The organism is Haloquadratum walsbyi C23, from assembly GCF_000237865.1.
Taxonomy (GTDB): Archaea; Halobacteriota; Halobacteria; order Halobacteriales; family Haloferacaceae; genus Haloquadratum; species Haloquadratum walsbyi.
Window position 1 is genome coordinate 60,806 of the sequence record NC_017457.1, and the last position, 25,774, is coordinate 86,579.

General features: G+C 45.8%; 25 protein-coding genes and 1 pseudogene. 17 read left to right on the top strand and 9 right to left on the bottom strand.

Annotation, left to right across the window (positions count from 1 at the left end; translation table 11 throughout):
• Nucleotides 1-89 precede the first annotated feature (89 nt).
• The 3 genes from HQRW_RS14455 to HQRW_RS14465 all read left to right on the top strand — a co-directional run bounded on the left by HQRW_RS14455 (nt 90) and on the right by HQRW_RS14465 (nt 2,581).
• Nucleotides 90-803 (top strand): DNA methyltransferase, encoded by a 714-nt coding sequence (locus tag HQRW_RS14455; protein ID WP_231852491.1) that lies wholly within the window; start codon nt 90-92, stop codon nt 801-803.
• Nucleotides 800-1,582, top strand: coding sequence for a DNA-methyltransferase (locus tag HQRW_RS14460; RefSeq protein ID WP_014554924.1), 783 nt, complete (start codon nt 800-802; stop codon nt 1,580-1,582). Before HQRW_RS14455 ends, HQRW_RS14460 begins: the two co-directional genes overlap by 4 nt.
• A gap of 87 nt (nt 1,583-1,669) precedes the next feature.
• On the top strand, nt 1,670-2,581 hold the full coding sequence (locus HQRW_RS14465; protein ID WP_014554925.1) for a hypothetical protein: 912 nt from the start codon (nt 1,670-1,672) through the stop codon (nt 2,579-2,581).
• A 344-nt stretch (nt 2,582-2,925) separates the two neighbouring features.
• Here the strand turns inward: HQRW_RS14465 and HQRW_RS14470 are convergent, their stop codons facing one another.
• Entirely contained in the window at nt 2,926-3,291 is a 366-nt protein-coding gene (locus HQRW_RS14470; protein WP_231852492.1) for a hypothetical protein, read from the bottom strand.
• A gap of 1,002 nt (nt 3,292-4,293) precedes the next feature.
• Between HQRW_RS14470 and HQRW_RS15290 the strand changes: the two genes are divergently transcribed.
• Nucleotides 4,294-4,611 carry a hypothetical protein gene (locus HQRW_RS15290; protein WP_049892399.1) on the top strand — a complete coding sequence of 106 codons (318 nt, stop codon included), beginning with the start codon at nt 4,294-4,296 and terminating at the stop codon, nt 4,609-4,611.
• Between the two features lie 121 nt (nt 4,612-4,732).
• Nucleotides 4,733-4,837 (top strand): TBP family protein, encoded by a 105-nt coding sequence (locus HQRW_RS17115; RefSeq protein ID WP_394324580.1) that lies wholly within the window; start codon nt 4,733-4,735, stop codon nt 4,835-4,837.
• A 41-nt stretch (nt 4,838-4,878) separates the two neighbouring features.
• On the opposite strand, the gene HQRW_RS14480 is transcribed toward HQRW_RS17115, so the two are convergent.
• Entirely contained in the window at nt 4,879-5,253 is a 375-nt protein-coding gene (locus tag HQRW_RS14480; RefSeq protein WP_049892401.1) for a hypothetical protein, read from the bottom strand.
• Between the two features lie 260 nt (nt 5,254-5,513).
• Between HQRW_RS14480 and HQRW_RS14485 the strand changes: the two genes are divergently transcribed.
• From HQRW_RS14485 to HQRW_RS14510, 6 genes and pseudogenes are all read left to right on the top strand, one after another.
• Nucleotides 5,514-7,016: a type I restriction-modification system subunit M gene (locus HQRW_RS14485; protein WP_014554928.1), complete on the top strand. Its 1,503-nt coding sequence runs from the start codon at nt 5,514-5,516 to the stop codon at nt 7,014-7,016.
• Nucleotides 7,009-8,283 carry a restriction endonuclease subunit S gene (locus tag HQRW_RS14490; protein ID WP_014554929.1) on the top strand — a complete coding sequence of 425 codons (1,275 nt, stop codon included), beginning with the start codon at nt 7,009-7,011 and terminating at the stop codon, nt 8,281-8,283. The genes HQRW_RS14485 and HQRW_RS14490 overlap by 8 nt, the downstream gene beginning before the upstream one ends.
• 58 nt (nt 8,284-8,341) lie before the next feature.
• Nucleotides 8,342-8,557, top strand: a pseudogene (locus HQRW_RS14495) (N-6 DNA methylase); the annotation flags it as partial.
• Nucleotides 8,550-9,905 (top strand): restriction endonuclease subunit S, encoded by a 1,356-nt coding sequence (locus HQRW_RS14500; protein ID WP_014554930.1) that lies wholly within the window; start codon nt 8,550-8,552, stop codon nt 9,903-9,905. The pseudogene HQRW_RS14495 and the gene HQRW_RS14500, both read left to right, overlap by 8 nt.
• Complete coding sequence (locus tag HQRW_RS14505) at nt 9,898-12,870, top strand: type I restriction endonuclease subunit R (RefSeq protein ID WP_014554931.1); 2,973 nt, start codon at nt 9,898-9,900, stop codon at nt 12,868-12,870. Before HQRW_RS14500 ends, HQRW_RS14505 begins: the two co-directional genes overlap by 8 nt.
• On the top strand, nt 12,863-13,585 hold the full coding sequence (locus tag HQRW_RS14510; protein WP_014554932.1) for a M48 family metallopeptidase: 723 nt from the start codon (nt 12,863-12,865) through the stop codon (nt 13,583-13,585). The genes HQRW_RS14505 and HQRW_RS14510 overlap by 8 nt, the downstream gene beginning before the upstream one ends.
• Here the strand turns inward: HQRW_RS14510 and HQRW_RS14515 are convergent.
• Both HQRW_RS14515 and HQRW_RS14520 read right to left on the bottom strand, forming a co-directional pair.
• A complete protein-coding gene (locus HQRW_RS14515) occupies nt 13,580-14,134 on the bottom strand; it encodes a TATA-box-binding protein (protein WP_014554933.1) in 555 nt (184 codons plus the stop codon). The two genes, HQRW_RS14510 and HQRW_RS14515, sit on opposite strands and share 6 nt — an antisense overlap.
• Before the next feature lie 183 nt (nt 14,135-14,317).
• The gene (locus HQRW_RS14520) at nt 14,318-15,394 is read right to left on the bottom strand and encodes a type I restriction endonuclease (protein WP_049892405.1); all 1,077 of its coding nucleotides are present in this window, start codon (nt 15,392-15,394) and stop codon (nt 14,318-14,320) included.
• Between the two features lie 840 nt (nt 15,395-16,234).
• On the opposite strand from HQRW_RS14520, the gene HQRW_RS14530 reads away from it, so the two are divergent.
• Nucleotides 16,235-16,423 (top strand): hypothetical protein, encoded by a 189-nt coding sequence (locus HQRW_RS14530; protein WP_149031590.1) that lies wholly within the window; start codon nt 16,235-16,237, stop codon nt 16,421-16,423.
• A 416-nt stretch (nt 16,424-16,839) separates the two neighbouring features.
• On the top strand, nt 16,840-17,070 hold the full coding sequence (locus HQRW_RS14535) for a hypothetical protein (protein ID WP_014554934.1): 231 nt from the start codon (nt 16,840-16,842) through the stop codon (nt 17,068-17,070).
• Nucleotides 17,071-17,179: 109 nt separating this feature from the next.
• On the opposite strand, the gene HQRW_RS14540 is transcribed toward HQRW_RS14535, so the two are convergent.
• Together HQRW_RS14540 and HQRW_RS14545 are read right to left on the bottom strand one after the other, a co-directional pair.
• Nucleotides 17,180-17,653 carry a hypothetical protein gene (locus tag HQRW_RS14540; protein WP_149031591.1) on the bottom strand — a complete coding sequence of 158 codons (474 nt, stop codon included), beginning with the start codon at nt 17,651-17,653 and terminating at the stop codon, nt 17,180-17,182.
• A gap of 108 nt (nt 17,654-17,761) precedes the next feature.
• Nucleotides 17,762-18,274: a hypothetical protein gene (locus HQRW_RS14545; protein WP_049892413.1), complete on the bottom strand. Its 513-nt coding sequence runs from the start codon at nt 18,272-18,274 to the stop codon at nt 17,762-17,764.
• Nucleotides 18,275-18,758: 484 nt separating this feature from the next.
• On the opposite strand from HQRW_RS14545, the gene HQRW_RS16200 reads away from it, so the two are divergent.
• Nucleotides 18,759-19,433, top strand: a complete 675-nt coding sequence (locus tag HQRW_RS16200) for a hypothetical protein (RefSeq protein ID WP_193766684.1) — start codon at nt 18,759-18,761, stop codon at nt 19,431-19,433.
• Between the two features lie 382 nt (nt 19,434-19,815).
• On the top strand, nt 19,816-20,715 hold the full coding sequence (locus HQRW_RS14560; RefSeq protein ID WP_014554937.1) for a hypothetical protein: 900 nt from the start codon (nt 19,816-19,818) through the stop codon (nt 20,713-20,715).
• A 423-nt stretch (nt 20,716-21,138) separates the two neighbouring features.
• Here the strand turns inward: HQRW_RS14560 and HQRW_RS14565 are convergent, their stop codons facing one another.
• Together HQRW_RS14565 and HQRW_RS14570 are read right to left on the bottom strand one after the other, a co-directional pair.
• Complete coding sequence (locus HQRW_RS14565) at nt 21,139-21,675, bottom strand: hypothetical protein (RefSeq protein ID WP_149031592.1); 537 nt, start codon at nt 21,673-21,675, stop codon at nt 21,139-21,141.
• Nucleotides 21,676-21,779: 104 nt separating this feature from the next.
• A complete protein-coding gene (locus tag HQRW_RS14570) occupies nt 21,780-21,968 on the bottom strand; it encodes a hypothetical protein (protein ID WP_049892417.1) in 189 nt (62 codons plus the stop codon).
• A gap of 1,067 nt (nt 21,969-23,035) precedes the next feature.
• Between HQRW_RS14570 and HQRW_RS14580 the strand changes: the two genes are divergently transcribed.
• Nucleotides 23,036-23,464 (top strand): pentapeptide repeat-containing protein, encoded by a 429-nt coding sequence (locus HQRW_RS14580; RefSeq protein ID WP_014554939.1) that lies wholly within the window; start codon nt 23,036-23,038, stop codon nt 23,462-23,464.
• Between the two features lie 11 nt (nt 23,465-23,475).
• The gene (locus HQRW_RS17120) at nt 23,476-23,568 is read left to right on the top strand and encodes a pentapeptide repeat-containing protein (RefSeq protein ID WP_394324581.1); all 93 of its coding nucleotides are present in this window, start codon (nt 23,476-23,478) and stop codon (nt 23,566-23,568) included.
• A gap of 518 nt (nt 23,569-24,086) precedes the next feature.
• Here HQRW_RS17120 and HQRW_RS14585 read toward each other — a convergent pair.
• Nucleotides 24,087-25,292, bottom strand: coding sequence for a Cdc6/Cdc18 family protein (locus tag HQRW_RS14585; RefSeq protein ID WP_014554940.1), 1,206 nt, complete (start codon nt 25,290-25,292; stop codon nt 24,087-24,089).
• Nucleotides 25,293-25,774: the final 482 nt, after the last annotated feature.

A 25,774-nucleotide genomic window follows, 5' to 3' on the forward strand; every position in this document is an offset into this window, starting at 1 on the left:
AGATAGGTAATAAGATATACATATGCAAACACCTATGCATAGATGAAATACTATTTATAATCGCAATGGTGGAACAGACAAGTAACTCTATGTCCAAAAAGACTAGTAATCAAATGTATATCGTTGATCTCAGGGAAGCAGTTTCCAGTAATCAGACGCTTAGGGAGGCACTCACTGAGTCAAATAGCCTCTGGAAGCCTCTCTATAACCGCATGGGTTCTTCAGAAACTCTTTGGATCATCGTTTCAAATGAATATCGAGGCGGGAAAATGTGGCCTGCTGCGATGGCTGCAGCTGATTACATTAGAAATCAAGCGAGTTTTATTTTGAAAAATACTATTACCGTCCATAATATTTCTGATGATAATAATGTTGCGGATATGATTTCTGCGTACAATGAAATTCTCTTTTTTGTTAAAGACAAACGTAATTATCAGTTTCACAAAGATGAAATTCGTGTCTCACATGTGTATGAAGGAAATGAGTGGGGAGGTGAGAGAGAGAAAGGAACTAGCGCATACCATGATACTGAAGTCCGTCGGTACAACCCAGACGGGAAGGATCCTGGTAATGTGTGGCTTGAGGAAGACCGATCACAAACCCCAAATCAAGAACTTGACGAAACCAGACCGATTCCATTTGATGAAAGTATCCGCCGATGCATTCGGGTTGGGTCGCAGGAAAAAGAAAAAATCCACACCATTTGGGCCACTAATCTAGCAGATATCATAACGTGCGAAAATCGGGAATTCATTGAAGTTGATGTCGATGTCCTCCAATCTGAGTCCGAGAGAAAATCATGAATACTGTCAATTCCATTGATGCACTGAGTGTCTATTGGCAATCAAGCGAGGACATGAGTATCGTTGAGCCTGAGAGTGTTCAAACCGTCATCACCTCTCCACCATACTGGGATCTCAAGGATTACGGGCATGAAGACCAGATTGGGACTACTGATGAATCGTATGAACACTATCATGACCGCATGAAAACTGTCTGGAAGGAGTGCTATGATGTTCTTAGAGAAGATGGGACAATGTGGATTGTTGTGGACACAGTCATGGAACGAGGTGATCTCCAGTTGCTTCCATATCATATCATTCAGAAGGCAGAAGAAGTCGGGTTTGTGTCTCAGGATTTAGTCACTTGGTACAAGCCAACTGCTATCGCAGGGATGACAGATCGAAATATTGTGAATAAGAAAGAATATATTGTATATCTGTCTAAGAACTACGATCATAAGTTTTGTAAAAGTAATATCGAGGACACTAAAGACGACCCGGCAATCTCAGGTGAGCGTCCATTGGGGAATCTCTGGCGATTTCCGGTAAAACGTGGAACCATTGGTCAGAATTCCTTACATAAAGCACCGTATCCACAAGCGCTCGTCGACAGAATGGTTAATATTTCGACAGAGCCCGACGATACTGTCCTCGATCCATTCCTTGGAAGCGGCACGACAGCATTATCAGCGCTTGAACATAATCGTTCATGCATTGGCTTTGAAATAAATCAAGAATTTGAGGACACTATTTCTGACCGGCTGGACTCAGTTCAGCAGAGGGACCTGACTGAATTTTAAATCATAAATTTGTTTTCCTAACTCATTCGAATAAATTTTTCTGTTCAATACATAGACAAAATCCTACGCAAAGGTGTTTGTGGATTCATGGATTATGCTCCTTCGATTGCGGTATATCATGTGCAACGTGACGACCCTTGGACGAATTATCTCGGATTTACTGATTTAGGAACCGAAGAGCGTGAAGAAAATATTGAAGAGATCAAGTCAGTCATCAAATCACTCGGTAACAATCACCCCGATATCTTCAATAAATACGATATTGACGCCGGAGACTATCAGCGAGAGCTAAAGGACGCTATCTTTTCACTTGGTGGTACCTTCCGTCAATCTCACGGCGCCGATAACGAAGATATTGTCCGTGATATATTTTTAAACCCAGCTAGAGAAGCTGATTATCTTAGTTTTACTGACCAGCGAGGGAGCGAACGAATTGACTTCAAAGGCGAAGTCACCAATTCTGGACAAGTGTTTGCCATGGACGTGAAAGGAGGAGAAGGGCAGAGTATCGGACATCTACTCGTCCCAGCGAACACTGATTCATTGATCATATGGAGTGAGCGAAATGCTAGAAATACTAAATCACCAGCCTCACGACTCAACGAGGTAATCAATAGAACTGTCCGCTGGGGGTTGAATCAATCCGAAGATCCGCAGTTTATGATTATCCGTGATCCACCTGCTGGAGCTCGGACAGATGACGGACGGGTTATTCCAGATGTTGTTGTTTTTCCATCGGAGTATCCATCACCGACCGCTCCTACACCAGGGATGCCTTCTCTTAGTAATATGTGCTTTCCCAATATTTTGTTTGAAGTGACAGCTGGAATTGAGAGCATGTCCTCAGAATCAGCTAAGAAGCACATCTGGTGGCATGAAATGGAATATAGGGATGAGGAGGATCAAAAGATTCATAAGAAAATATACAACGCCGCAGATAACTCGATACGCTTGAGAACGAAGCCCATCGATTACTCAAGAATATCTAACGTAGAGTAAACTGTTGTATGTGACGTAATTCAGTTTGCTGTCACTCCGGTGTAGAGACATCTTCTGACCGACCAAGCCTTGTTTTCAGTCATCAGTATTTGGGTCACTCGTGACAGTACCATTAATAAACAAGTTATCATTTCACTCAAGAATACGATCCGATCTCATTCTTGATTGACATATTTGTGAGTCTCACGAAGCTCTTATTTCAATATTAGTCATTCAACGGTACCCTCACAATTGCGACGTATTCGCCGTGATATTAATGATATGATCCAGCCTTATTCGAAGTGCCCACTCGAATTTGCTCTCCTCTGGTTGTATCTGCTATAGTGTGTGGGTAGTTTCTTCGGCTATCCTCGCTCGGCGATAGATAAGTAAAGTGCGTAATTATCGGTTAATTCTCCAGTATCTTTATCCTCAGTACGCTGAAGATTGATTTCAACACGAGTCGAATTGTCCTCAAAGTCAAGCAATGGTTTGAGGGAAGCTCCTACTGCCTCAATAAATTCGGGAGTGCCAGTAATTCGAACTGTAGAGATCTCCGTCGGATACTTGCTACCTGAAAAGCCAGATGGCTTCGGAATCACGGTATCTTTGAGCTCTCCCTCACTTGGTTCGTCCAGTCCCTCTATCCACTTCATTGCTTGTCGTTTTCTTATGTGCCCAGACTCGGTAGTGGGCAGTTGGTCTAGTTCAACCATATTTACATTTGGCACCTACGGCAATTCAGATTTTATCATAATAAAATGTCGTTTCAATTTCCTCGCTCACTGTGTTTTCGACAGACACAATTATATATTATATCTTATACATCAATAATTAATTCAGAGTTTCTTGGAGATACTATCTTGAGTGGTTCATGATTGCATTCAATATCTCAGACACAACTGAGTTGGTTAATATAGATGGGTGTCATTAGTCTTCTACCAAGTGTAAGTGCAATTTACTCGATAAGATTACTATCGACTGCATTCAGACGATGTATTGAATTTTATTTTGCCTTATGTAACAGTCTGGCTCCGATCTATTCTGATGTTACATAAGGGACTAATTGATAGATGTGACCACACCATAATTTAAAGATGGATATATCCAATCTAAGATAATAACAAAAGAAACACCACTTGATGTAGCGAATCTCTATGATCAAGAGACGCACGGTGCAGACCACGCTATGCTACGAGACTATTCTCCTGCGTCAGCCCTGATGGCAGTATCGGAGAGCTGCAGGAGCGGACGACGAAACATCAGACGAGGCTCCTTCACGAGTGGGACGTATCCACAATGCCTGTGGCTATCGTCCAAGGTCGGCGTCCACGCCAGTATCATGACCACATTCACTAACTTGGGCAGGCAAAAGTTCTTGCCGATATCGACTAGACTGCGGTTGGTTCGTTAGTTGGTCGAAAGCTGATCAAGAAACCCCATATCGTGGCTACTGTAGCTAATGCTCTGCCTGATGACATCTGAATCCACACGGATTGTGCGCACGGGTATCCAATCTGCGTAGCCAACCAGAGCTGATGTCGCATCTCTCAACTGGTGATAGTAACGGGACTACACAACAGGCGGAACACGGCGGTAAAAAGCCCATGTGCATCTTAAGCGTCGGCAACAGCTTACGGAATTGTCGGTCGCTGATAATCAACGTCGTTTCCCGATATAGAGTAGCGACACTTATTCACAGCAACACTCAAAGATCTTGTACATAGTCGCTGATGCTTGAGATAGTGAACATAGTCGGGTCGGGGGATATAGACCAGCGGTTAGATCTCCTCTCAGTATATACGGATGTTGAGCCACCACTAGCAAAGTACGACCCCGAGATGTGCCACGGGATGTATCTGTTCGGTGACAACGAAGAGTCACCCTTAGTTACAATTTACACATCTGGAAAATACATAATTGTCGGTGCGGAAAGTGTAGACGAGCTTGAGGGGACAAGACAGGAAATGTTGCAAACGCTGTCTGAGTCTGATGAAATGAACGATATAGGAGACGCTCAAGTTGAAATAAGTAATATTGTTGCGTCTTGAGATGTAGCTATGGAGCTTGACTTAGATCGAGTTTCTATCGAACTCGGGCTTGAAAATACTGAGTGCGACCCGAGAAATTTCCCCAGGGGTAGTCTACGATGATAGCAAGAACAACTGTACTGTGCTGATATTTAGAACAGGAAAGGTGACTATCACAGGTACAACTTCCCTCGTCGATATAGAAAACGCATATGAGCAGTTTTTGGAATTGCCTCCACAGCACTAATACTGTTCACAGAATTTCAGAGAGCTGGTCGGTTCAAGTAGTCAGACTTCACGAAGTCTATCTATCTCCTCCTGAATCTGCTGGAGAGCAGACTTTGCTTCCTCACATTCTGTCGTGCCTCCAATGATTGCCTTGTCGGTTGAAAAAATAAAAAGAGTTACTGCAAACTCTGGCGGTCGATACACAATCGCTGGGAACTGCTCTGGTTCATATTCAGTTTTCTCCAGTCCCAGAGCAATTGTCAAAGCTTCCAGATTTACATCAACCTCTAACGTGCCGACGAAGACAGAAGTCACGTGACGAAACTCATACTCAGGCATCTTAACGCCAGCATCGGAAAGAAGCGTTCGTAACTGAGACTCGGATTCTTCGAGATCGGCTTCAGTCTTCGCACCTCGAATCTGGAACGAGCCCATGCGGACAGGATTAATACAGGACTATCGTCCCCGCAATATATCCCCTCCTAGTCAAGTTAGTATCAATTGGAGTTTCGGCATTCTCAACCAAATCACCAACCAACAGACGAAGATCTAACCCTCACTCCAGCGACCTAATCCCATCGCACTCGCAATCTCAAAGATACCTATTGGTGGCTCATCAGTTGATCTGGTTCTTCTGTTCGGTTACTGTTAATTCATCATAGACTACTTCAGGGGCGGACATGATTGTCTCAAACATGTCCGTGTCCTTGGACGAACTCGATTCACAACTCTTCAAATGTGCTGATATCATCCGTGATGCGGTTGATTCCACCGATTATAAGGAGTATATCCTCCCGCTGGTCTACTATAAGGCTATCTCTGATGAGTTTGCGAAGCAGTATCAGAAGAATGTCACCGAGTACGGTGAGGAGTTTGCCCGCCGTGAGAATCTCTATGATGTTCCTGTCATCCCAGACGGATATATGTGGGATGACGTTCGAGCGGTCAGCGATAACGTGGATGAGGCACTCAACGAGAGTTTCGACGCACTCGTTGAGGCAAACCCCGAATTGAGAGGTGTTTTCCGAGCCGATTACATTGACGCCGATGCTCTCGGTGATGACCGTCTTGGACGCCTCGTAGAACATCTCTCGAAGTACGACTTAGACACGGATAGCGTTCCACCAGATATGCTCGGTGAGGCGTATATGGACTTGGTTCGCCACTTCGCAGAGGAGGAGGGCAAGTCTGGCGGGCAGTTCTTCACGCCACCACAGATTGTCAACCTCTGCGTTCGACTCGTTGATGAATTTGAGGATGGGCACACATTCCACGATCCCACCGTTGGCTCAGGTGGAATGCTTATCGAAGCCGCTCGGTACTATCGTGAAGAGCAGAACGGCGACCCACAGAAATTCGAACTGACGGGGCAGGAAATCAACCCTGATATCGCCGCTATCGCTAAAATGAACCTCTCCATTCACGGACTCAACGGGGAGATTGAACGAGAGGACTCACTCGCTTACCCGCAGTTTACCGATGAGACAGATGACTCAGTTGCCCGCTTCAATAGAGTTCTCGCCAACTTTCCATTCTCCGCAGACTGGGCGAAAGACGAGCTTCAAGATGACCCCTACGACCGTTTCGACTGGCACGAGAAACTCCCACGGGCAGATCGTGGTGACTACGCCTTCATTATGCACATCGCAAAGCAACTGAAGACACCTGAGCAGGATGGCGAGGGTGGGAAAGCGTCGATTGTGATTCCGCACGGCGTTCTCTTCCGCAAGCACGAGCAACGGTATCGTAAGCCAATGCTGGAGAACGATATGGTGGAAGCAATTGTTGGACTTCCCGAGAACCTTTTCCAGAACAACTCAATTCCATCTGCTGTGCTTGTGCTGAACACCGACAAACCAGAAGAACGAGAGGGGGAAGTACAATTCATCCACGCCGCAGATGAGGACTTCTACGACGAACTTTCCAATCAGAATCAGCTCACACATGAAGGGCTTGACCATATCATCGAAAACTTCCGAGGCTGGACAACCGAAGAGCGAGTGAGTCGAACGGTCGGAATGGATGAGATTCGAGAAAACGATTATAATCTAAATATCGCCCTGTACGTCGATACGACCGAACCTGAGGAAGATATTGATGTTGAGGAGGAGCTGGCGAAGTTACGGGACTTACAGGCAGAACGAGACGATATTGAATCTCAAATGACTCAGCATATGGAGGCTCTGAAATATGAGTGACGACGCCGCACTGGACGAGTTTGGTGTAGGCTCAGAGGGTTCAAACAAGTCGGATACGGCTGTAAAAAGCAAGCAGAAAACTGATGATTTACAAGCGCTGGAAGCATCACCAATTGAAGACTGGGAGTTGCTAAGGTTGGGTGATGTTCTGTCATTTGAGTATGGAGATAATCTGCCTGCGGATACACGAGAAGATGGTGAGATCCCTGTATACGGGTCTAACGGACAAGTAGATACCCACACAGAGGCAAATGTTGATACAGCAGGGATTATCATCGGGAGAAAGGGTTCTATCGGCAAAGGAGAATTCAGTATTAATCCGTTCTGGGCGATAGACACAACATATTATATAAGTGACAATGAAACAAGCGAAAATCTACGATTCGTATATTACTTGTTACAGAATATGAAGCTTGAGAGGCTAAACGCCGCCTCAGCTATCCCTGGTCTAAATCGTAATGATGCTTATAATTTAAATACGCTTATTCCACCGCTTTCAGAACAGCAGAAGATTGCTACCGTCCTCCGCACCGTTGACCAAGCGATTCAGAAGACTGAGGAGATCATAGAGCAAACTCGACGAGCAAAAACAGGTATACAGCAAGAGTTGTTTACGCAAGGATACTATGACCACAGGTTTTTTGTGGAGACAAGAGTTGGCGAGTTACCAGAATCGTGGCGGTTAGAAAAAATAAAAAACCATACTGAACTTGTCTCTGGTGCTCACGTGAAATCGGAGTTAGTCTCTGATGATAGTTCTCTCACGCCGTATCTTACTGGGCCTGAAGACTTCGATGAACTTGGGTTTACAATGACCAAGTATACCGATGAGCCAACAAAATTCTGTAAAGAAGGAGACACACTTGTCACTGTCAAGGGTTCTGGGTGTGGAAAATCTACGTTCGCAGACCGACGTGCCTGTATTAGCAGACAACTCAAAGCACTACGACCGAATGGTAAACTGGAAGAACTCTACTTATTTTACTTTGTTGAGACCAAGCAGAAACTTTTGAAAAGCCTTGCAGAGGGTTCTGCGATTCCAGGGTTGTCCAACTCCCATCTAACGGCTTTGGATATTCCGATTCCAAGTATAGAGGAGCAACGCAAAGTGGGTGAGGTCTTGAAAAAATACGACGACAGGATTGTCTATGAAAAAAAGTATAAGTCTCAACTCCAGCGTCTCAAACACGGTTTGATGCAAGACCTCCTCTCAGGCGACGTCCGAACAGCCGACGTTGATATAGAGATTCCACAGGAGGTCGCATAGTATGGGTAGTGTCATATCTAAAGGCTGGGTCAATCATCTCACTATGAAGTGTTGGGAATGGACTGTAGTAGAGCGGGTAAGTCGGACAGTCAGGATGGAAGAGATCCGCGAAAACGACTACAATCTGAATATCGATTTATACGTCGATACGACCAAACCAGAGGAAGATATTGACGTACAGGAGGAACTGGCGGAACTACGCGAGTTGCAGGCAGAACGAGACGAGATTGAAGCGAAGATGACCCAGCATATGGAGGCTCTGAATTATGAGTGAGGACATTACGCTGGATAAGTTCACAGAGGCTACCGCCTCTCAAGAGCGACAGGAGACACCAATAGGTGAGCTCCCAGTTGACTGGGACGTAGAGTGGTTGAAAGACGCAGTTGGGATTAATCCTGATGGTTTCTCTGAGGATGACTGGTCATCAGAGACATTTGAGTATATCTCGCTCTCAGAGGCATCTAATGGCGAAATAGAAAACAGTAAGACAATTCCTATCACGGACGCTCCAAGTCGGGCACAAAGAACAGTTCAGCAGGGTGATGTACTTGTGGGGACTGTCCGTCCAAAACAGAAAAGCCACGGGTTTGTCAGTGAGGAACACGCTGGGAAAATCTGTTCTTCTGGCTTTGGTGTCTTGCGAACTGAAACCCATTTTAACTCCCGCTATCTTCTTCAAGAAATCCTCTCAAACCGATTTTTTTCCCAGATGGAGGCATATGTTGCAGGTTCAGGCTACCCTGCTGTCAAAATCAGTGACCTGAAGAAGCATCGAATTTCCATCCCACCTCTTGTGGAACAGAGGAAAATCGCAACCGTCCTCCACACCATCGACCAAGCGATTCAGAAGACCGAGGAAATTATCCAGGGGCTCCAAACGGCTCGTAAAGGACTTACTCAACAGTTATTGCGTTCTGGTTTTGAGGACGAAGCCAATTTAGTAAGCACCCGTTCTGGTCCTATCTCATTTGAGATCCCTTCTCATTGGAATGTTGTGACGATTGATAATATTACTGACAATATATATCGGTATCCAACCTATCAAAATATTGATTACGTAGATGAAGGTGTTCCAGAGGTGAGAATTGGTATGTTAGACGGGGAGGGTTATATCGAACGAGGTGATGAAAAGTACATCTCTGAATCAACCTCAGAAGAATATCCCCGTACACAACTTGAACACGGTGATACGGTGATGGCTGTAAGGGGCGCTACGTTAGGAAAGACCGCCTCTGTTCCAGAGTGGTTAGATGGGGGCAATATTAATCCGAACCTAATTCGTATTTGCTCAAATGATGAGGTCTTAGATAGGTATCTCACGGAACTTTTCCTGAGTGGTCTGGTTCAAAGGCAAATAGAAGCTTTCTCTCAGCAAACAACGGTGAAAACAATCAAATCTGGAGACATTCGTAGAATTGCCGCCCCTATTCCGCCTGTAACTGAGCAAGAAAGAATAATGGATATACTATCTTCGTTTTCATCTCGTATTCAAAACGACGATTCGTATCTTTCCCGTCTCCAGCGTCTCAAGAGCGGTCTAATGCAAGACCTTCTCTCAGGTAAAGTCCGAACAACTAATACTAACATAGAAATTCCAGAAGAAGTCATCACATATGGTTAGTATCCCATCCGAGCAGGGCGTTGAACGCTCGTATCTCTCGTGGCTTGACGGGTTAGGATGGGAAGTCCACGGACAAGATGGAAGTCGAGGAGCGAATGTCCTTGATGTAGAGTACGAACGTCGAAGCAATGAGGTTATTTACTGGAATTTACTGGCTGAACAGCTCATCGTGATCAATGACTCCCTCACAGAGGATAATGTCGAGAAGTTCGTTTCCTCGCTCAGACGTGATCTTGACGCTGAGAACTTGATGGACGGGAATGAAGCGTTCTATGAGTTACTGACCAAGGGAAAGACATTCTCAGTCAAGCAGAATGGGAGTGCCAGCAGGACGGTCTATATTGACCTGATTGACTACGAGAACCCAGAGAACAATCGCTTCCACGCTGTTAATCAGTTCTCTGTCTCCCGTGAAACGACGATCCGTCCCGACGTGAACCTCCTTGTCAACGGGATTCCGCTGGTGACGATGGAACTCAAGAGTGTCGCACAGGACAACGACTGGCACAACGCTGTGAGCGACCTCCAAGCGTACGAAGATGATGTACCTCGACTGTTCGTCCCGACGCTATTCAACGTCGCCGCCGATACGATGGAGTTCCGATACGGGGCAGTCGGAGCGTCCAAGGAGTTCTATGAGCCGTGGAATGATGCTCCCGAGCAGTACACAGATGACGGCGACGCAAAGCAGGCGATACAGGCACTCTGTAACCCGCAGACGATTCTCGATATTCTCAAGAACTTCGTGTTTTACGAGCGACGAGCAGGTGGGAATGCCAAAATTATTCCACGGCATATGCAGTACTACGCTGTCAATCGGATGCTGGAGCGGGTTGACCGAGACGAACACGACCGAGGGCTCATCTGGCACACCCAAGGATCGGGCAAGTCATTCACGATGCTGTATGCGGCAGAGAATCTACTAGAGCGGGCTGTTGCTCGTAACCCGCAGGTGTTCATCATCGTCGATACGGACAAGCTGAATAGTCAAATGCGAGACCAACTGGCGAATCTCTCGCTGGGAGCGTGGACGGAAGCAGAGAGCATCGACCATCTACAGGAACTTATCGAACAGGGTCAGAGCGAGCTCATTCTTACGACCATCCAGAAGTTCCAAGATGTTGACCCAGACAGTCAGGGGAACGACGAAGTCATCGTGATGTCCGATGAGGCTCACCGATTTATGGAAGCTGACCTTGGGAGTCGATTGGATGCCGCACTGCCAAGCTGCACTCACTTCGGCTTTACTGGTACGCCTGTCCGTGAGGGTGAACAGCACAAAGACCGCAACACCTTCCGTGAGTTTTCACCAGAGGGCGAAGATTATATCCACCGCTATTCGGTCAAACAGGGGATTGACGACGAGCTGATTCTCCCTGTGTACTTCACGCTCCGCCACGAGATGGAGTGGCAGATTGATGAGTCGGGGCTTGATGAAGAGTTTGAACGGCAGTTCCGCGGACTGAGTTCGGATGAGAAGCGGGAACTCATCCGTGACAACGTAACTGCGAGGATGTTGGCGGAGATTGAGCCACGAGTACAGAAAGCGGTTGAAGAAATCGACCAGCATTATGAGGAGTCTGTTTCTCCGAACAACTGGAAGGGAATGGTTGTCACCCCAAGCCGTCGGTCGGCAGCGATGTACGGTGAACGGCTCGTAGAACGGCGAGGTAAAGACGAGGTCGAGGTTCTATACACCTCGAACAAGGACGACCCAGACCTCATCCAGCAGTTCCATACGGACTCTGAGGAACGTGATTCGATAGTTAACGAGTTCAAAGACGAGGACAATCCAAAACTATTGATTGTCCACAATATGCTTCTGACGGGATTTGACGCTCCGATTCTGAAGACGATCTATCTTGACCGTAACCTGAAGAATCATAATCTGATGCAGGCAATCGCTCGAACGAACCGCCCTGCAAGTGGGAAGGAAAATGGTGAGATTGTCGATTTCCAAGGCGTCTTTGAGAATATCGACGAGGCTCTCGATTACGATACGGAGACGCAGTCGTACGCCGCTCGTGACAAAGATGAGCTGTTTGACGACCTCGTTGACCAGTTGGAAACGGTGATAGATATTTTCGAGGGGATTCCGAAAACAGACACGCAGGAAGCCACATCGGACGCAGTTGAGCAAGTGCTGACACACCCGACTCGCCGTGAGTTCAAGCAGGGATTCCGTCGGCTTCAAGATCTGTATGAGGCGGTCGCACCTGACAGTCGACTCGTCGAGAAGGACATCGAGAGGCGGTACAAGTGGCTGAGTCGGATTCACGTTGCGTTCAGGCGGACAACTAGCGGTGAAGATGACCCTGAAGAAGATATGCGAGAGAAGACCCGAGAGATAGTCAGTGAAAACGTCGCAATTGACACTGTGAAACGAGACTTTCCAACGTACAAACTCGGTGAGGACGTCTTAGAAGAAGTGGATGAGATAGATAATCCGTCTGTGAAAGCCTCCCAAATCGCCCACGCAACCCAGGAGCATCTCAACCCACGAGAAAACCAGAATCCTCGATATAAGCGACTTAGCGAGCGGGTGACTGATGTTGTTGAGCGATGGCAAGGTGGCGATATAGCCGACCCTGACGCAGTTGAGGCGTTACAATCAGTCGAAGAGGAGATTCTGGAGGTTGAGGAAGAAGCTGAAGAGCAGGGAATGACCGATAGTGAGTTTGCTATCTACACGCACCTTACCGAGGAAACGCCAGAAGCAATTGAGTCAGACGAGCAGGCAGAAGCCGTCGCTAACGAGATTATTGAGCAGTTCTACGACCGTGTTGATCACGGGTTTGCTGGGTGGCAAACGAACCAGCAGACGATTGCTGAGATTGAACGCATCTTACTGGACGTGCTTGTGGTGGAGTATGATCTTGGAGACCTGATCGATGATGAGTTTGTGGACACGGTTCGAGAGTATCTGATACAGAACCACGAAGCGACAGTTGACCACTATGAGTGAGGTACGATTACACGAGCTAGAATTGCTGGGTGAGAGCGTCGAGTACGAACTACGGCGGAGTGCAGAGGCGTCAGAGCCACGGATTGACGTCGATATTCACGGGGTGAGGGTAGTCGTCCCAGAGACTGCTGATTTTCAGCCAACAGAGCTACTGAAACAGAATGCATCGTGGGTGCTGGAGAAACAGCGAGTGTATCAGAAGTATCGTGAGGAAGCCCCTGAGCGGACGTTTGAGGCTGGCGAGAGATTTCCGTTCCTCGGAGAAGAACACAAGTTGGTGGTTGAATCTCGGCAGTCTCACGCTGTGTCAGACCGGACGATTCATCTGCGAGAGAGCGCTGTCGCACAGTCGTCACTCAAACAAGCACTACGGAATTTCTACCGAAGTCGGGCACGCAAACACTTCGTTGATCGTGCCGACCAGTATGCTTCTCAGATGGGTGTTGAGTATAAGCAGATTGAGATTCGGAATCAGCGGACAAGGTGGGGGAGTTGTTCAACGTCAGGAACACTCGGACTCAACTGGCGGTTGATGATGGCTTCGCCTAACGTTATCGACTACATCCTTGTCCACGAGTTAGCACATCTCCGTGAGCCGAATCACACGCAAGCGTTCTGGGATTTTGTCGCAGAGTACGATCCTGACTACGTGGAACACGCCGAATGGCTTGAGGAAAACAGTACGCAACTCATCTTTTCTCAAGCCGACCTATGAAACTGCAAGTTGCTCTATTTCCGCCGTTATATCCTTGATAGACGACGAGATCTGGTTGAGGTCAGTAAGCCCAGTGCAGACAACCTTCCCGCTGGCGAAAATCAGGAGGACAGCATCTTGACCACGGTAAATTAGAGCAGGAAATTGCTCGGGTTCGTACTCGGCTTGCTCCAGTCCGAGTCCGATAGCAATTGCTTCTAACGACAGAGTCGAATCAACTTCTGCTGTTGCGACGATGTTCTTGATTTCGGCAGTAGGTTCGTATTCAAAGTTCAGTAACTCACGCATCAGCGTATTCACCCGCCTGACCACCTCCTCGAAATGTGCTGGTGATGTCGCTCCCACAATCGAGCATTTGCCACTTCGGTAAAACGGCACGTAGGTGTCATCGGGGGCAAAGCGAGCTTGCAACCAGTGGTTTTCAGATGGTTCGTAGGTGACAGAATTGACTTCGGATCGTTGTTCAAAGGTCTCAGCCAACGCCGATAACTCAAGCTCCTGCTGGTAGGTCAACATCCCAACGACGTTCGCAATCTCAAACTCTGCCACTATAGAGTATTTCCCAGGTGAGAGTAAAAAGCCACGAGTTCCGAGCGGACTACTCTGTGACTGATTGGAGTCTCACCAGTGCTGTTCTCTACGCTAAGTATTATATTGACTCTGCCAGAATAACTACAAGATTACTCAAGCACAGATTATCTTGGATGCCGATCCGCACTCTGTTTTCCCTGCTCAAATATCATCATTTTCTCTGATAGAGATTTCGACACCACAGGCTTCTGCCATCCGCCCCAGTTCACGTTGTTTCTGATCCCAGCTTAAGTTGACTTCAAGATAGTATTCCTGTTCTAGTTCACGTGCTTGCTTCATCTCCTTGTCGTTGTATGTTGGTTCGTCATTGACGATAGCACGATTCTTCGCAGGGATGTATGGGAGTGGCTCAATCGCAGAGATAAGGTCGTGATTTTGGATGAGGTAGTTCACTATCGACGCCATCAGGTCGCTCTGGACAGAATCTGTAAAGGTCTCAGCGACATCACCACTCTGAGAGATTTCGCCAGAATATGGCTGTGTTATCCTGTCCTCAGAGTCAGTTGATGAATCTTCATTATCCAATCGACGTGGAGTGTCCGTATCAATCTCGGACTCGATATCGTTGACGAGCCTGTCAATCATCTCTTTCGCTTGCGTTTGTGCTTCCGATTCGATAGCGTCAGAAACGGTGTCAGTGAGCAAATCCACAACCGCTGTGGCTAATTCTTCTTTGTCATCTGTCAGCGTATCCCGAGATTTTCGTAACTTCCTGATGTGTTCGATAATCGCTATTGATTCTTCATTGTGTATCGTGCTAACTTGATACGCCTCAATGATACCCTTCTTGTCTGGAAGTTTCCGAAGTGTCGTCCGTTCAACCGCCTCGACTTTGAATTGTGAATCACTGTCACCGAGATATCGGTAGTAGAACTCATACTCCTGTCCGTTGGTGAGAATACCCAATCTGACATTCTCACTCTGGAGATATGCACTCAGTTGCTCTCGATGCTTGGAGGTGAGCGTTTTACCCAGTCCCTTTGCTTCGAGAAATGCCACGGGTTGTCCGCCGAGTATAAGAGCATAATCGACTTTGAATGTTTTACTGAATGCCTTCACCGAGTACTCTAGTTCGGTGTTAGCTGGGATCTCCCAGCCAAGAAGTTCGATGAAATCGTTTAGTATAGACGCTTTCGTAGTTGCTTCCTGCATCTGCGGTGAATCCTCGATGATGGGTTGAGCAGACTCAACGTAGTCCCGAATCGATGCTGTGTCCATTCTTACAAGTGATCTTCTCTCGTGTGATTCAAAGAAATGTGGGCAAAGACTCAGTAACCCTCCATTCGTCATTGGTCTCCTTGTCTGTAGTTACTCGTACTGACGCTCTTACTTCGTCTACGTGGGCGGTAGCTCACTCGCAGAACCTGTTTATTTCGCCCTGAGGTGATGTCAGTTCAGGGCGGAGGACTAGTTACCAATGGGCTTCCACGGTGGTGGTATCACTTCGGTGATTCTTAAAATGATGATAAATATCGTCGACTCTTCTTGTAGATGAAAAAATCCTAATACAGACAAGAATTATGTATTAAATTTTATTCTACCTTATGTAACAATCTGATTCTGATATACTCTAATGTTACATAAGGCACAGCCGGTCGGTCTCGCAGAAACAGTGGTCTTCATAACGAGCGTGTTCCAACAAGACATCTATTCGACGGTTGCCAAGATTGTGATGCCACAGTCACAAACCAGACAGTTGACCCAAAGGGATCGAATCTGAATCAAAGCTCCTTCTGTGAAATAATGCAAGCGATGCTGGACTGATTAGCAGGCTTCAAGGAGGAGATTATGCTTGGTATTGGGACAGGTGATGCTCGTGGTGCGTATGAGAGCTAAAAAACGAACCGTGATTCGGATGATTGAGACTGACGAACTGGGGGAAATCGACACAGATATATCAGCGCTCAGCAGATACTCATTCAGTCCTGTCTTGTTGAGGCTCCCAATTACAACAAAAGGGGCTGGTCCGAGGGTTTTCAGTATTCGCCCTCGAACAACTTCAATTCTCAATAGTGATAACCACATCAATTTTTTGTCATTGACAATATGGTGATGAATATGGACTTACCTGTCAAATACGGCACAGCCGCTATTATTAGGGTGCTTGCCATACTCGGCGTGGCGATGTTTGATGATGTCGGTATCCCTCTTGATCCTGAATTGCTTATTGTAACCATCGGTGTCATTCCACTGTATATTTTATATCGGATCGGTCGCTGGGTAGTGGGTCTTATACAATCACCATGAGTGATAATCACATCTGCACAGGCGACGTCTCTGATTTTCTTATTCTTATTAACTGTCACGATCCCGGTTTACATCTCGAAAACGGGGTGTTCAATCTGATATGTCTATTATGGAAATAAAATAATAAACGCAGTCATGCGATTATTTATCAACTGAGTGACTACTGTCCTGACACAACTAACTCACTGTAACTGTGTGCGTACGATCTTTGCTATGTATCCAGCGTATGATATTTTTTATCGAGATAGTATCAGTAAAGATGCCAATGTTCTCAGATCGGTATCTGCTGTTCTAATCAACTGCAGACAGACAGCGAAAGCGACAGCACTCGTAGTTTTTTATTCTCCCGACTAAATTTCAATTTGATACTTACAACCGCTAGAAATATTCTTGTCTCTGTGTCAGAACAGGAGCGTATGGGATTATTGGATAATTTCACTGGTGACGACACAGAGCTAATCGACGTGCAAAAATACGATGTGTCAACGACAATGAATTTGATGCGCATTATCGACTGGGAAGCTCAAGTTATATTATATACAGATACAACACGGGAAGGTTATACGAGCGTCCCGTTTTCTGAGGCTAATATTAGTGCCGATGACGCTCCTGAGAATGTGAAACGAATTCTTGATTCACAGAAGTAATATTCAAATTTACGTTTTAATTATCTGATCGTACACTTGCTCGGCGGTTTGAATCCAGCATGGTGAAGCGTCACTTTTCGATGAGAAACGTAACTGCCCCTCCAATAACTTAATTGGGGATAATCATCAGAGTAGTGAGTTTAATAAATTTCCACAGTTCAATCGGGGCACTATCGGGACTGCCTGAGCTTGCACCACCACTTCCGTCGATTATAAGCGAGAATCCAATCAAAAGGATTACACTAACGACAATTCCAAACACTGCAAACCCAATAGCATTAGCGGTACTACTATTGATACACCGTTGTCCAATACCGTAAGAGCCCCTTCCTGCAGTTGCATATCTAACAAAGGCTGCAATTAGTGGACCACTGAGCACTGCAAATGAGAGGATTATAATCGAAATAACGCCAGTAATTATTCCACCGGATATGCCCTCCCCTCCGGCAAATTGTAATAGGAGGATGATGGCAAGAAGTCCAAACCCGACACCGATAACGAAATAAAATTGAATAGTTCGGATAATCAGTGGAATGTCGATGCCAAGAGCATCGCCTCCTCTAAATTCGGTTTTAAAAGGCATACCGAGTGATCTTATGTAAAATATTGTCTTGTTGAACCCCGGCTTTGTTACATAAGATAACATCGCTGAGAGAACGCTGCTAGTGTTGTATTTGCGTTTCTGGCGGGGTTAACTCCATTTGGGGTCTTCTTCATAGTCGTCTAAGCTAAAATATGACTCTTTACTTTTCTTAGATATTGTGCCATCCGAAGCGGATTTGTAGTTACTTTTAGAATCACCATCATTATGATCCCCATCCATTCCATTTTGCTCGTCAGGTTCTGCATTTATTTTCTGCTCCACCTGATTCACAATATCAGGCTCTACATCGGTTGCATCTTCGAGATATTGCATTAGTGAATCAGCCTCAGTTTCAGAGAGTTCTGGAAGAGAATCTGGTGAGAGTTCTGGGGCAGATTGGTCCTGTGGCTTGACTCCAGTTCCGTGAGTGTAGACTTCTCCTGCTGTCTTCAGCGGATTAATTAGCCCCCACGGAAGATCCTCGCTGTCGGAGTATCCGAGATCAGCAATGAACTCTTCAGTTTGAGAGGTCACTTGATATGTAACATGTCCAAGATTAGAGAGGCGTGCCTGGATATAATATCCACTGTTGTCATTATATCTATTGAGTGTTGGTGTCATATGATGAATCACTCACATGCCTTGTGAGAAATTACCAAGGTTAATAGTAATTTCGCCCACTCTCGCCTGTCGCAACTATTCGGTAGCGTAATAATAACCGAAGTGCGTCAGTTTTTGCAGGACTATTCAGTTTCACTCCGCCCACAGAAACAGTTAGTATTTACATATCGTTGTCATTTTTATGCCAGGCTCGGTGAATCTTGGTGATCTACCAAGTTGGATACTGGTGATACTGATAGGATTAGGTATTTCAGTGGCGATTTCTAACGGGATGCTCGTTGGATATGGTCGTATTGCTCGTTTGATGATTCTCGGTGGAGTCATCTTAGGTGCAGTTTATTTCGTTATAGACCTATCAAACAAGCTCTAAATTTCTGAGGCGTCAGACATCGACCCCTCATTTTATTTCCACGTTGACAGATATAGTGTACACTCGTTGTATCAACGGCGAAAGGGACAGTGTTGCAAGCACTGCCCTAACTACATGAAAATGTCAGTAAACATTGACGGAGATTCAATATCTCCATCGTCAAGTTGTACCACCGACGTTATTAAACAATTGATTTCTAAGATTCATGAGCAACATCAAACCATAGACAGTCTTGAATCTGAAATATCTGATATTCGTGATCAGTTAGCAACTCGTGCCAAGTCAGATGCAATCGATAAAAAACAGATCTCTGAACAAGAAGAACGGATATCAGAACTCGAGGACAAAACAGACGACTCAGAGACGTCTAAGGACCAGTCTTCCACCTCTGACTCCGAGGGTGAGGACACGAACACGCAATCAACGGCTCTCGAACAAGTCGTTGCTCTTCCAGACGACGTTGCTACTGAGAATCTTACTTCTAATCAGAAACGGGCGAGGTCAATCGCTCGTCGGATTGATGAGTATGGCAAGTCTGTGCCAGCAGGTATCGCAATCACGTCAACTCGGATCCGAGACATTCTCTCAGGGCTGGAGGATAAGAGAATTCACAGGCAGACAGTCCAACGAGTCGCAGACTTCTTGAAACGATTTGGAGACTGTGAGATTGACACGAAGGAGACACGTGGAGGCAAGGACGTGGTAGTGTTCTCTGAATCAGTTGTCGAAGATATCACGAGTGTTGTGACGGGCACCAAGGATCTCGGTGTGACTCCAGCAATCATATAGTCATAGTCGCACTCACTGGCAAGGAATAGTATTACACAATCAACATGTCAGCCTTTGTCTATACTAGCAAGTGAAGGAAGAACCTCTTTTATTCAGTAGTGTTTTGACTGAATGAAACGAGTTTGCTGAACAGGTGGAAAATTCAGCCATCACAACGAGTGTGACGCTGTCTCGAGTATCGTGCTGCTTGATCTCGGTCATTGTGTGATGACGAGCTTTTATGATGTCTTCTAGAGGATTCATTTCTGCTGTGGCTCCATTCGCCTCATTCAAGAAAGTATCACGGAGTAATTGGCAATGAGATGCCAACTATATCATTTCCACGAGACTGATACTCAGTGCATATGTTTATATAAATCAATTTATATTATGTGATTGTCATATGCCTTCACGTCGTAACCTGCTGAAGATTGGAGCATCAACGTGTACTGCAACAATTATTGCTGGATGTTTTGGTGGTGATAGTGACTCTGAAGACACCAGTACAAATGTCCCTGAAGAAACGCCATCAGAGGAGGAGACACCAACAGAGACAGACACTCCTGAGGATGTTTCTTTATTTGCTGACTACGGGATCAATGAAACTGGCTTCACTGTGGAACTCACACAAAGTGCTTTGGGAGAGGTAGCACAGATTCAGCTTGAGACACCATCTGAGGAGAGAATAATTGAAATACAAGAAACTATCACAGAGTATACATTTGAAATAGTATCTGACAGAGCAGGTGTTTGGTCACTCACCGCTCTCACCAGCAATGATGATGCTGTTGAAACAGTAGAAGTAGAGATTACATTTGAAGCATCCGTAGAGGAGATTGGAACCTTAGCTCAGCTTGGAATTACAGGAGAATCTCCCGAGTACGAGCAAGTGCACATGCAAATGACGATTATAAATGATGGCGATGTTCCTCTCGAACCAGACCAAGACAAGATTGAGTTAGTCGTACCAGGTCTTAATATCGACGTACCCACTTTTGATGCAGATACCTCATTCAGCGCAGAGGATGAGGACGATATTATCACATCTGGAAATGATGGTATATATACAACCGCCACTGACTCACTGATCAGAGCACCATTTACTTTAGAAACGTATAATCTTCCAGATGGGGTCGACCGGGATGACCCCGTAGGTGAGTCATTTCAGGGTCAAATTAAGATTGTTTATGAGGCAGAAAGAGAGGACACTACGGTTCCAATAGATGTTATTATGGGTGATAATGTGATGGAATTTAATTCTACATCTGTATATTATGAAGGGACAGAGGTAAAGAAAAGATAAGATGCGGAACTGAGCCGACCTGCCATTTAGATTCATGTTATACTGTCCATGGGCAAGAAGAGAGGCTCGTGGAATCGCTCAAATTGGCAGATGAAATGCCAACTATATCATTTCCACGAGATAGATTAACGATCCATGTTAACGGTGATTCGACAGATTGGCGATATGTGAACAGTATGGAGTAACCCGCTGGAAGGGCGGTCTTAGCACAACTGCCGGGGATTGTGTGTAGAGAAAATACAAAGCCTGTTTTCGCACATCGGACGGTTGTTTGAATATGCAATTTTCAGAGATTGCCCCGTCACATCTCGTCATATCCCATCACGTTGACCCTGTGTTTAGAAACGATATTGAATACTGAACCGTTGAGTTACCTCACAGATACGGTAATCTCGGCACCATGTGCAAAAATTGAGACCAAATCTATTCGCAGGATTTGACGGCAGTATCGGAACGCTTGGCTTGCTCTTGCCTGACTGCCGAAGCCATTTCTGTTGCATTTCGAGAGCTGAGTCTCACTTCTGTGCCATCGGTTCTCTCTATGTGTACCGTCCCCTCTATGTCTCCCCCAACGTACCGATGTTTATCAACCAAGATATCATCCGATAAGTCGCTCAAAGTGAGTAGAAGCGGGATAGCGTATCGGTACATCGGGCTGACATACTCTTCCATCAAGTTCTGAGTAGGGTTCTCCTCCACAGACTCGATCTCGGCATAATCAACGAGCTTAGTTCTCACAATCCCGATCGGCAGTTGAACGATGTCTTTGTACACACCATCATCTTCCACGGTAATTTGAAATGTGAGAGACTTCAGCATAATCACGCATAGGACACAGACGAGTAGCAAGGAGATGCCTAATCTCAATGAGAATAGAAAAGTAACCACAGTCGGGGCTACGAATATGGCGAGGAGCTTGTACGCCGTTCGATTTTGCATCCTGAACCGTTCAGAGTACATATGTCCTGAGTAGCCTACTGACACAATAGTGACGAGTCGTGGGTTGTCTGTTTGTGGTTGTTTAACTTGTGGTCAGTGTTGGTTCGTTGTTTTATTATACTAACTCAGTACGGATTCCAGAAGTACACTAACCCACCATACAAGACTGCATTCACGCCTGCCAGTGAGAGTGCTGAAAGGAGGCTTCTGTCGGTGAACAGATACCCGCATACGAAAATGATCACGAACCAGAGGAGACCCTGCACAATCGGACTCTGTCCGAGTGACTGAATATCTGTGTCGACGAAGGACATCAATTGTCGAGTTGGATTCGTCGAATAAAACGTCCGTTGAGACTCTCTCAGTCAGTAATTCATTTGTTATCATAGACGCAGGAATAACTTCAATTATGATGTTGAAAAGTAGTGTTGACACTCGCTGTTATCAAACGGCGATGGACAGTGTAAGCGCACTTTCCTCAAAAGATACCATGATTGGAATTGAAGAGGATTCAATCTCCCCGTCGTCAGGTAGCGTAGAGAAGATAATTAATCAATTAGTCGAGACTATTCACGAGCTGCAAGACAGTCTGTCGGAAGTTCGTATCGGCTTAAAGAATCTGTTGAAGTCAAATTTGTGCGTTCTTAACCGAGTTTGGCGTCTAATATGAAATACTCAAAATTTAATCAGTATTCCTCTTGATCAGAGTTATCCGAGTCAGTATTGATTCTTCTATCTGATTGATAACGCTCTGCCCTGCCTTTGTTGTGCTCGTCGATATTAATTAGATAGTCCGGAAATCAGTGTTCTCACAGCTGTATATCAGGTGAGGTATCGTCTGAGTGACCAATATTAATTCACCGGGGACAGGTGCTCCTGATCAACGAGACAATAATCACTCATATCGTCTTGTTTGCGGGCTGTCTGGACAGTCGTTTTTGAAGCCCACCCGATTATCTGGATGTAATTTTGTTTTTACCTTATGTAACAATCTGCTTTCACCCCGTTCAATTATTACATAAGGTTCAGATCAATTAGTTTTTTGAAATTGTGATTTTTGCATTCAGTACACCGTCCGTATTTAATCGTCGAGGACAAACTCCGTGCTGTTTTCTTCACTCCTCGCTCACTACTTTTTCGTGATAACATACGCTTGACAGACGGGAGGTGTGGAGAACAGGATAATTAAAAAATTTCACATACTGACGTTTGAATAACAGTGAGACCACGATAGTCTTTAAGAGGTTTTATTCAACATATCATATGTCTTATGAGAGTAGAAAAATCATATAATAAATGACTCACATACGGAGCACACTACGATTCGAATTGAGTCTGATACCACAGCCACAACCGATGATACAGTCATATCAATACTGTCATGATCAAGAAAGAATCCTCAACTCCAAACGGCAAATTATCGCCAGCTGATATCCAACCCAGCACTAACCTCCCCGATGTCGACCTCTCCGGCATTGATCTTGTCAGCACTGACTTCACGGATATTAATTTCTACGGTGCTGATCTCTCTGATACCAGTCTCGTGGATGCTAACCTCTCTGCGACCGACCTTTCAAACGCCAGCTTCGATGGTGCCGACCTCTCAGACGTTGACCTTTCAGGTGCCGAACTCTCCGGCGTGAATCTCACGAGTGCAGATCTTACCGAGGCTGACCTCACTGACGCCAACCTTAGAGAAGCCGAACTCACCGCCGCTGACCTCACGCATATCACTCTTACACGTGCCAATCTCTCCTATGCCAAACTCGATAGAGCCAATCTCCGATACGCCTCTCATGGGCTCAGGTAAATAGTGCTGATATCACGGACGCCTGTCTCATTGAAGCCGATTTCTGCCACGCTGACCTCTCTTACACCGATCTTGGAAGAACCGATGTTCGGAGCACAAAATGAGTACAGTACGATTGTATCAAGTAAAGATGGACGAGTGCGAAGAAGGGTATGTCACTGAATCGTATCTCTCTCTACTCGGTGCGTGTGTCCATAGTGACGGTCAGTGGTGAACGGATGACCTCTATGGAATATTGTCCGTTAGAGTGTATATATAATCTCTCGATGGTTATTGATGCATTCACAAGGAATACCGTGGTTTGATACTAATACTCAATGTTGGCAACAGATGTTGATATGAATATCAGTACCTCAGACTTTCTGGAAGAGAGGCAGTGATTTCATCGATTGGCTCTGGTGTGACAGCACGACCTTACGTAACAATTCGTCTCTCATTTTATCCGATAATAGACAAGATGGTGACATACCAACCTCTCAGAATCTTGAGCCGTCACCTCTCTTTGTCACGTGGAAGAGTATTTACTGATTGTAGTTTTATTTGTTACTCGACAGGTGCTAGTGGGAAAGCGCTCTCCATCCATGTCGTACGAGATGCTGATAGAACGTAGTCTCAGATAATGTTAGTCTGCGTGTTGACCGATTATTTGTCCCACTCGACTTTCGGATTCAAGCACGTCGGCGATGATATCCTCATCAGCATTGAATTCGTATTTATAATAGCTCCCACCGTTCGATCCTTTATTCACCTCCATCAGATTGATGAATCCCTTCAGCGATAGCTGATTCAGACGCCGGTGTAATGTCCGTGTCGATACGGTATCACGTCCGATCTGCTGTGCGATTGTCTTGTACTGGTCGTGGATCACTTTTCGTCTGACTGGTGTTCGTCCTTGTCGTGCCAGCGACAGTACTGTGTAGAGCACGACGTGACTTTGTGTTGGTAACGCTTCGAGTTCGTCTTTAACGACGCCACTCTGGACTTGGTGGTATGCCTTTGTGACATGAGAGTCTGTAATCGTCGAATCATTGTTGTCTCGTGCGATGAAACCCGCATTCGAGAGGATATTGATCGCTTCACGAGCGCTTCCGGTGCGCTGTGCGACTTTTGCAGCTGTCAATGGGATTACTTCTTCGGACAGTGCGCCGTCCAAGAACGCTTCATCAGCACGTTGTGAGAGGATTTCCTGTAACTGATCAGCATCATACGGCTTGAAGTGGATCTCGTGTTCACACAGCGTTGATTGGACACGGGCTGACAGTTCATCACGGAACTTGAAATTATTCGAAATGCCGATCAGTCCGATTTTTGTCTCGGTAATGTTCCCGTTCGTATGTGCACGTGGGATTTGATACAACAGTTCATCATCAGATCTGAAACTATCAATTTCATCAAGCACGAACAGGACATGTGTGGCGTCGGTATCCTCAATATGTTCCCACAGTTTTCGATGTACTGTGGAACGGGGATAGCCTGTCGTGTGAATCTCCTGATTTCGGTCACGAAAATGATTCACGAGGTGACACGCAACTTGATAACTCGTTGCATCTTTACAGTTCTGCCAGACAACCTCGACGGAGACGTTGTCGAATTCAACCTGGTCCTCGAGCAACTCATCAAGTATCATTTCTGTTGCGAGTGTTTTCCCAACGCCGGTATCACCGTAGACGAAGATGTTTCGGGGACTGGCTCCATTAGCCACGCTCTGAAGCACTTCCACGTATGTAGACATCTCATCTTCTCGAGCAATGAGTGTGTCAGGCGTATATCCATCAGTAAGGACCTCCTCGTTATCGAACACGGCGTCAGTCTGTGTGAACCGTCCCATACTAGCCGTCTCTGACCCTACCTATAAATAACCACTGTGTGAACTGTGTCAAGTGAGTCAAGTGTGTCAAGTGAGTCGTTGATTTATATAACACACACACACCGTTTTTCACGGACGTATGTCTTGAGAGAGTGGGTGGCTGTTGGGACGCCGTGATCGGAGCCGTATCCGTGCATGTGTGGGAGGCAGTGGTTGTAGGGGTTGGCGGGAAGGAGGCGTGTTCACGACACGCCTCATGTTGTTTGTTCGCTCAATTTACTCAGTACGGTTATTATTGTATTTATTATTATATAAAGTTTTTGTCATATATATTTTACATAATTATATCAATATGTTATTGAGATGATAATACCACCACTGACAGCGACTAACATCTGACCCCACTGTTTCAGCGAGAGTCTCACTGAGAAACGGTGTGTGTGTGGTATATAAATGAACCACTCACTTGACACACTTGACAGAATAAGATACGAATGACACAC

Excerpts from the sequence above, each read along its gene's own strand:
- HQRW_RS14490 (WP_014554929.1), top strand. The coding sequence starts at position 7,009 with ATGAGTGACGACGCCGCACTGGACGAGTTTGGTGTAGGCTCAGAGGGT.
- HQRW_RS14535 (WP_014554934.1), top strand. The coding sequence starts at position 16,840 with ATGGGATTATTGGATAATTTCACTGGTGACGACACAGAGCTAATCGAC.
- HQRW_RS14505 (WP_014554931.1), top strand. The coding sequence starts at position 9,898 with ATGGTTAGTATCCCATCCGAGCAGGGCGTTGAACGCTCGTATCTCTCG.
- HQRW_RS14465 (WP_014554925.1), top strand. The coding sequence starts at position 1,670 with ATGGATTATGCTCCTTCGATTGCGGTATATCATGTGCAACGTGACGAC.
- HQRW_RS14480 (WP_049892401.1), bottom strand. The coding sequence starts at position 5,253 with ATGGGCTCGTTCCAGATTCGAGGTGCGAAGACTGAAGCCGATCTCGAA.
- HQRW_RS14520 (WP_049892405.1), bottom strand. The coding sequence starts at position 15,394 with ATGGACACAGCATCGATTCGGGACTACGTTGAGTCTGCTCAACCCATC.
- HQRW_RS15290 (WP_049892399.1), top strand. The coding sequence starts at position 4,294 with ATGCTTGAGATAGTGAACATAGTCGGGTCGGGGGATATAGACCAGCGG.
- HQRW_RS14560 (WP_014554937.1), top strand. The coding sequence starts at position 19,816 with ATGCCTTCACGTCGTAACCTGCTGAAGATTGGAGCATCAACGTGTACT.
- HQRW_RS14540 (WP_149031591.1), bottom strand. The coding sequence starts at position 17,653 with ATGCCTTTTAAAACCGAATTTAGAGGAGGCGATGCTCTTGGCATCGAC.
- HQRW_RS14530 (WP_149031590.1), top strand. The coding sequence starts at position 16,235 with ATGGACTTACCTGTCAAATACGGCACAGCCGCTATTATTAGGGTGCTT.
- HQRW_RS16200 (WP_193766684.1), top strand. The coding sequence starts at position 18,759 with ATGAAAATGTCAGTAAACATTGACGGAGATTCAATATCTCCATCGTCA.
- HQRW_RS14460 (WP_014554924.1), top strand. The coding sequence starts at position 800 with ATGAATACTGTCAATTCCATTGATGCACTGAGTGTCTATTGGCAATCA.
- HQRW_RS14510 (WP_014554932.1), top strand. The coding sequence starts at position 12,863 with ATGAGTGAGGTACGATTACACGAGCTAGAATTGCTGGGTGAGAGCGTC.
- HQRW_RS14500 (WP_014554930.1), top strand. The coding sequence starts at position 8,550 with ATGAGTGAGGACATTACGCTGGATAAGTTCACAGAGGCTACCGCCTCT.
- HQRW_RS14565 (WP_149031592.1), bottom strand. The coding sequence starts at position 21,675 with ATGTACTCTGAACGGTTCAGGATGCAAAATCGAACGGCGTACAAGCTC.
- HQRW_RS14455 (WP_231852491.1), top strand. The coding sequence starts at position 90 with ATGTCCAAAAAGACTAGTAATCAAATGTATATCGTTGATCTCAGGGAA.
- HQRW_RS14580 (WP_014554939.1), top strand. The coding sequence starts at position 23,036 with ATGATCAAGAAAGAATCCTCAACTCCAAACGGCAAATTATCGCCAGCT.
- HQRW_RS14570 (WP_049892417.1), bottom strand. The coding sequence starts at position 21,968 with ATGTCCTTCGTCGACACAGATATTCAGTCACTCGGACAGAGTCCGATT.
- HQRW_RS14585 (WP_014554940.1), bottom strand. The coding sequence starts at position 25,292 with ATGGGACGGTTCACACAGACTGACGCCGTGTTCGATAACGAGGAGGTC.
- HQRW_RS14485 (WP_014554928.1), top strand. The coding sequence starts at position 5,514 with ATGTCCGTGTCCTTGGACGAACTCGATTCACAACTCTTCAAATGTGCT.
- HQRW_RS14545 (WP_049892413.1), bottom strand. The coding sequence starts at position 18,274 with ATGACACCAACACTCAATAGATATAATGACAACAGTGGATATTATATC.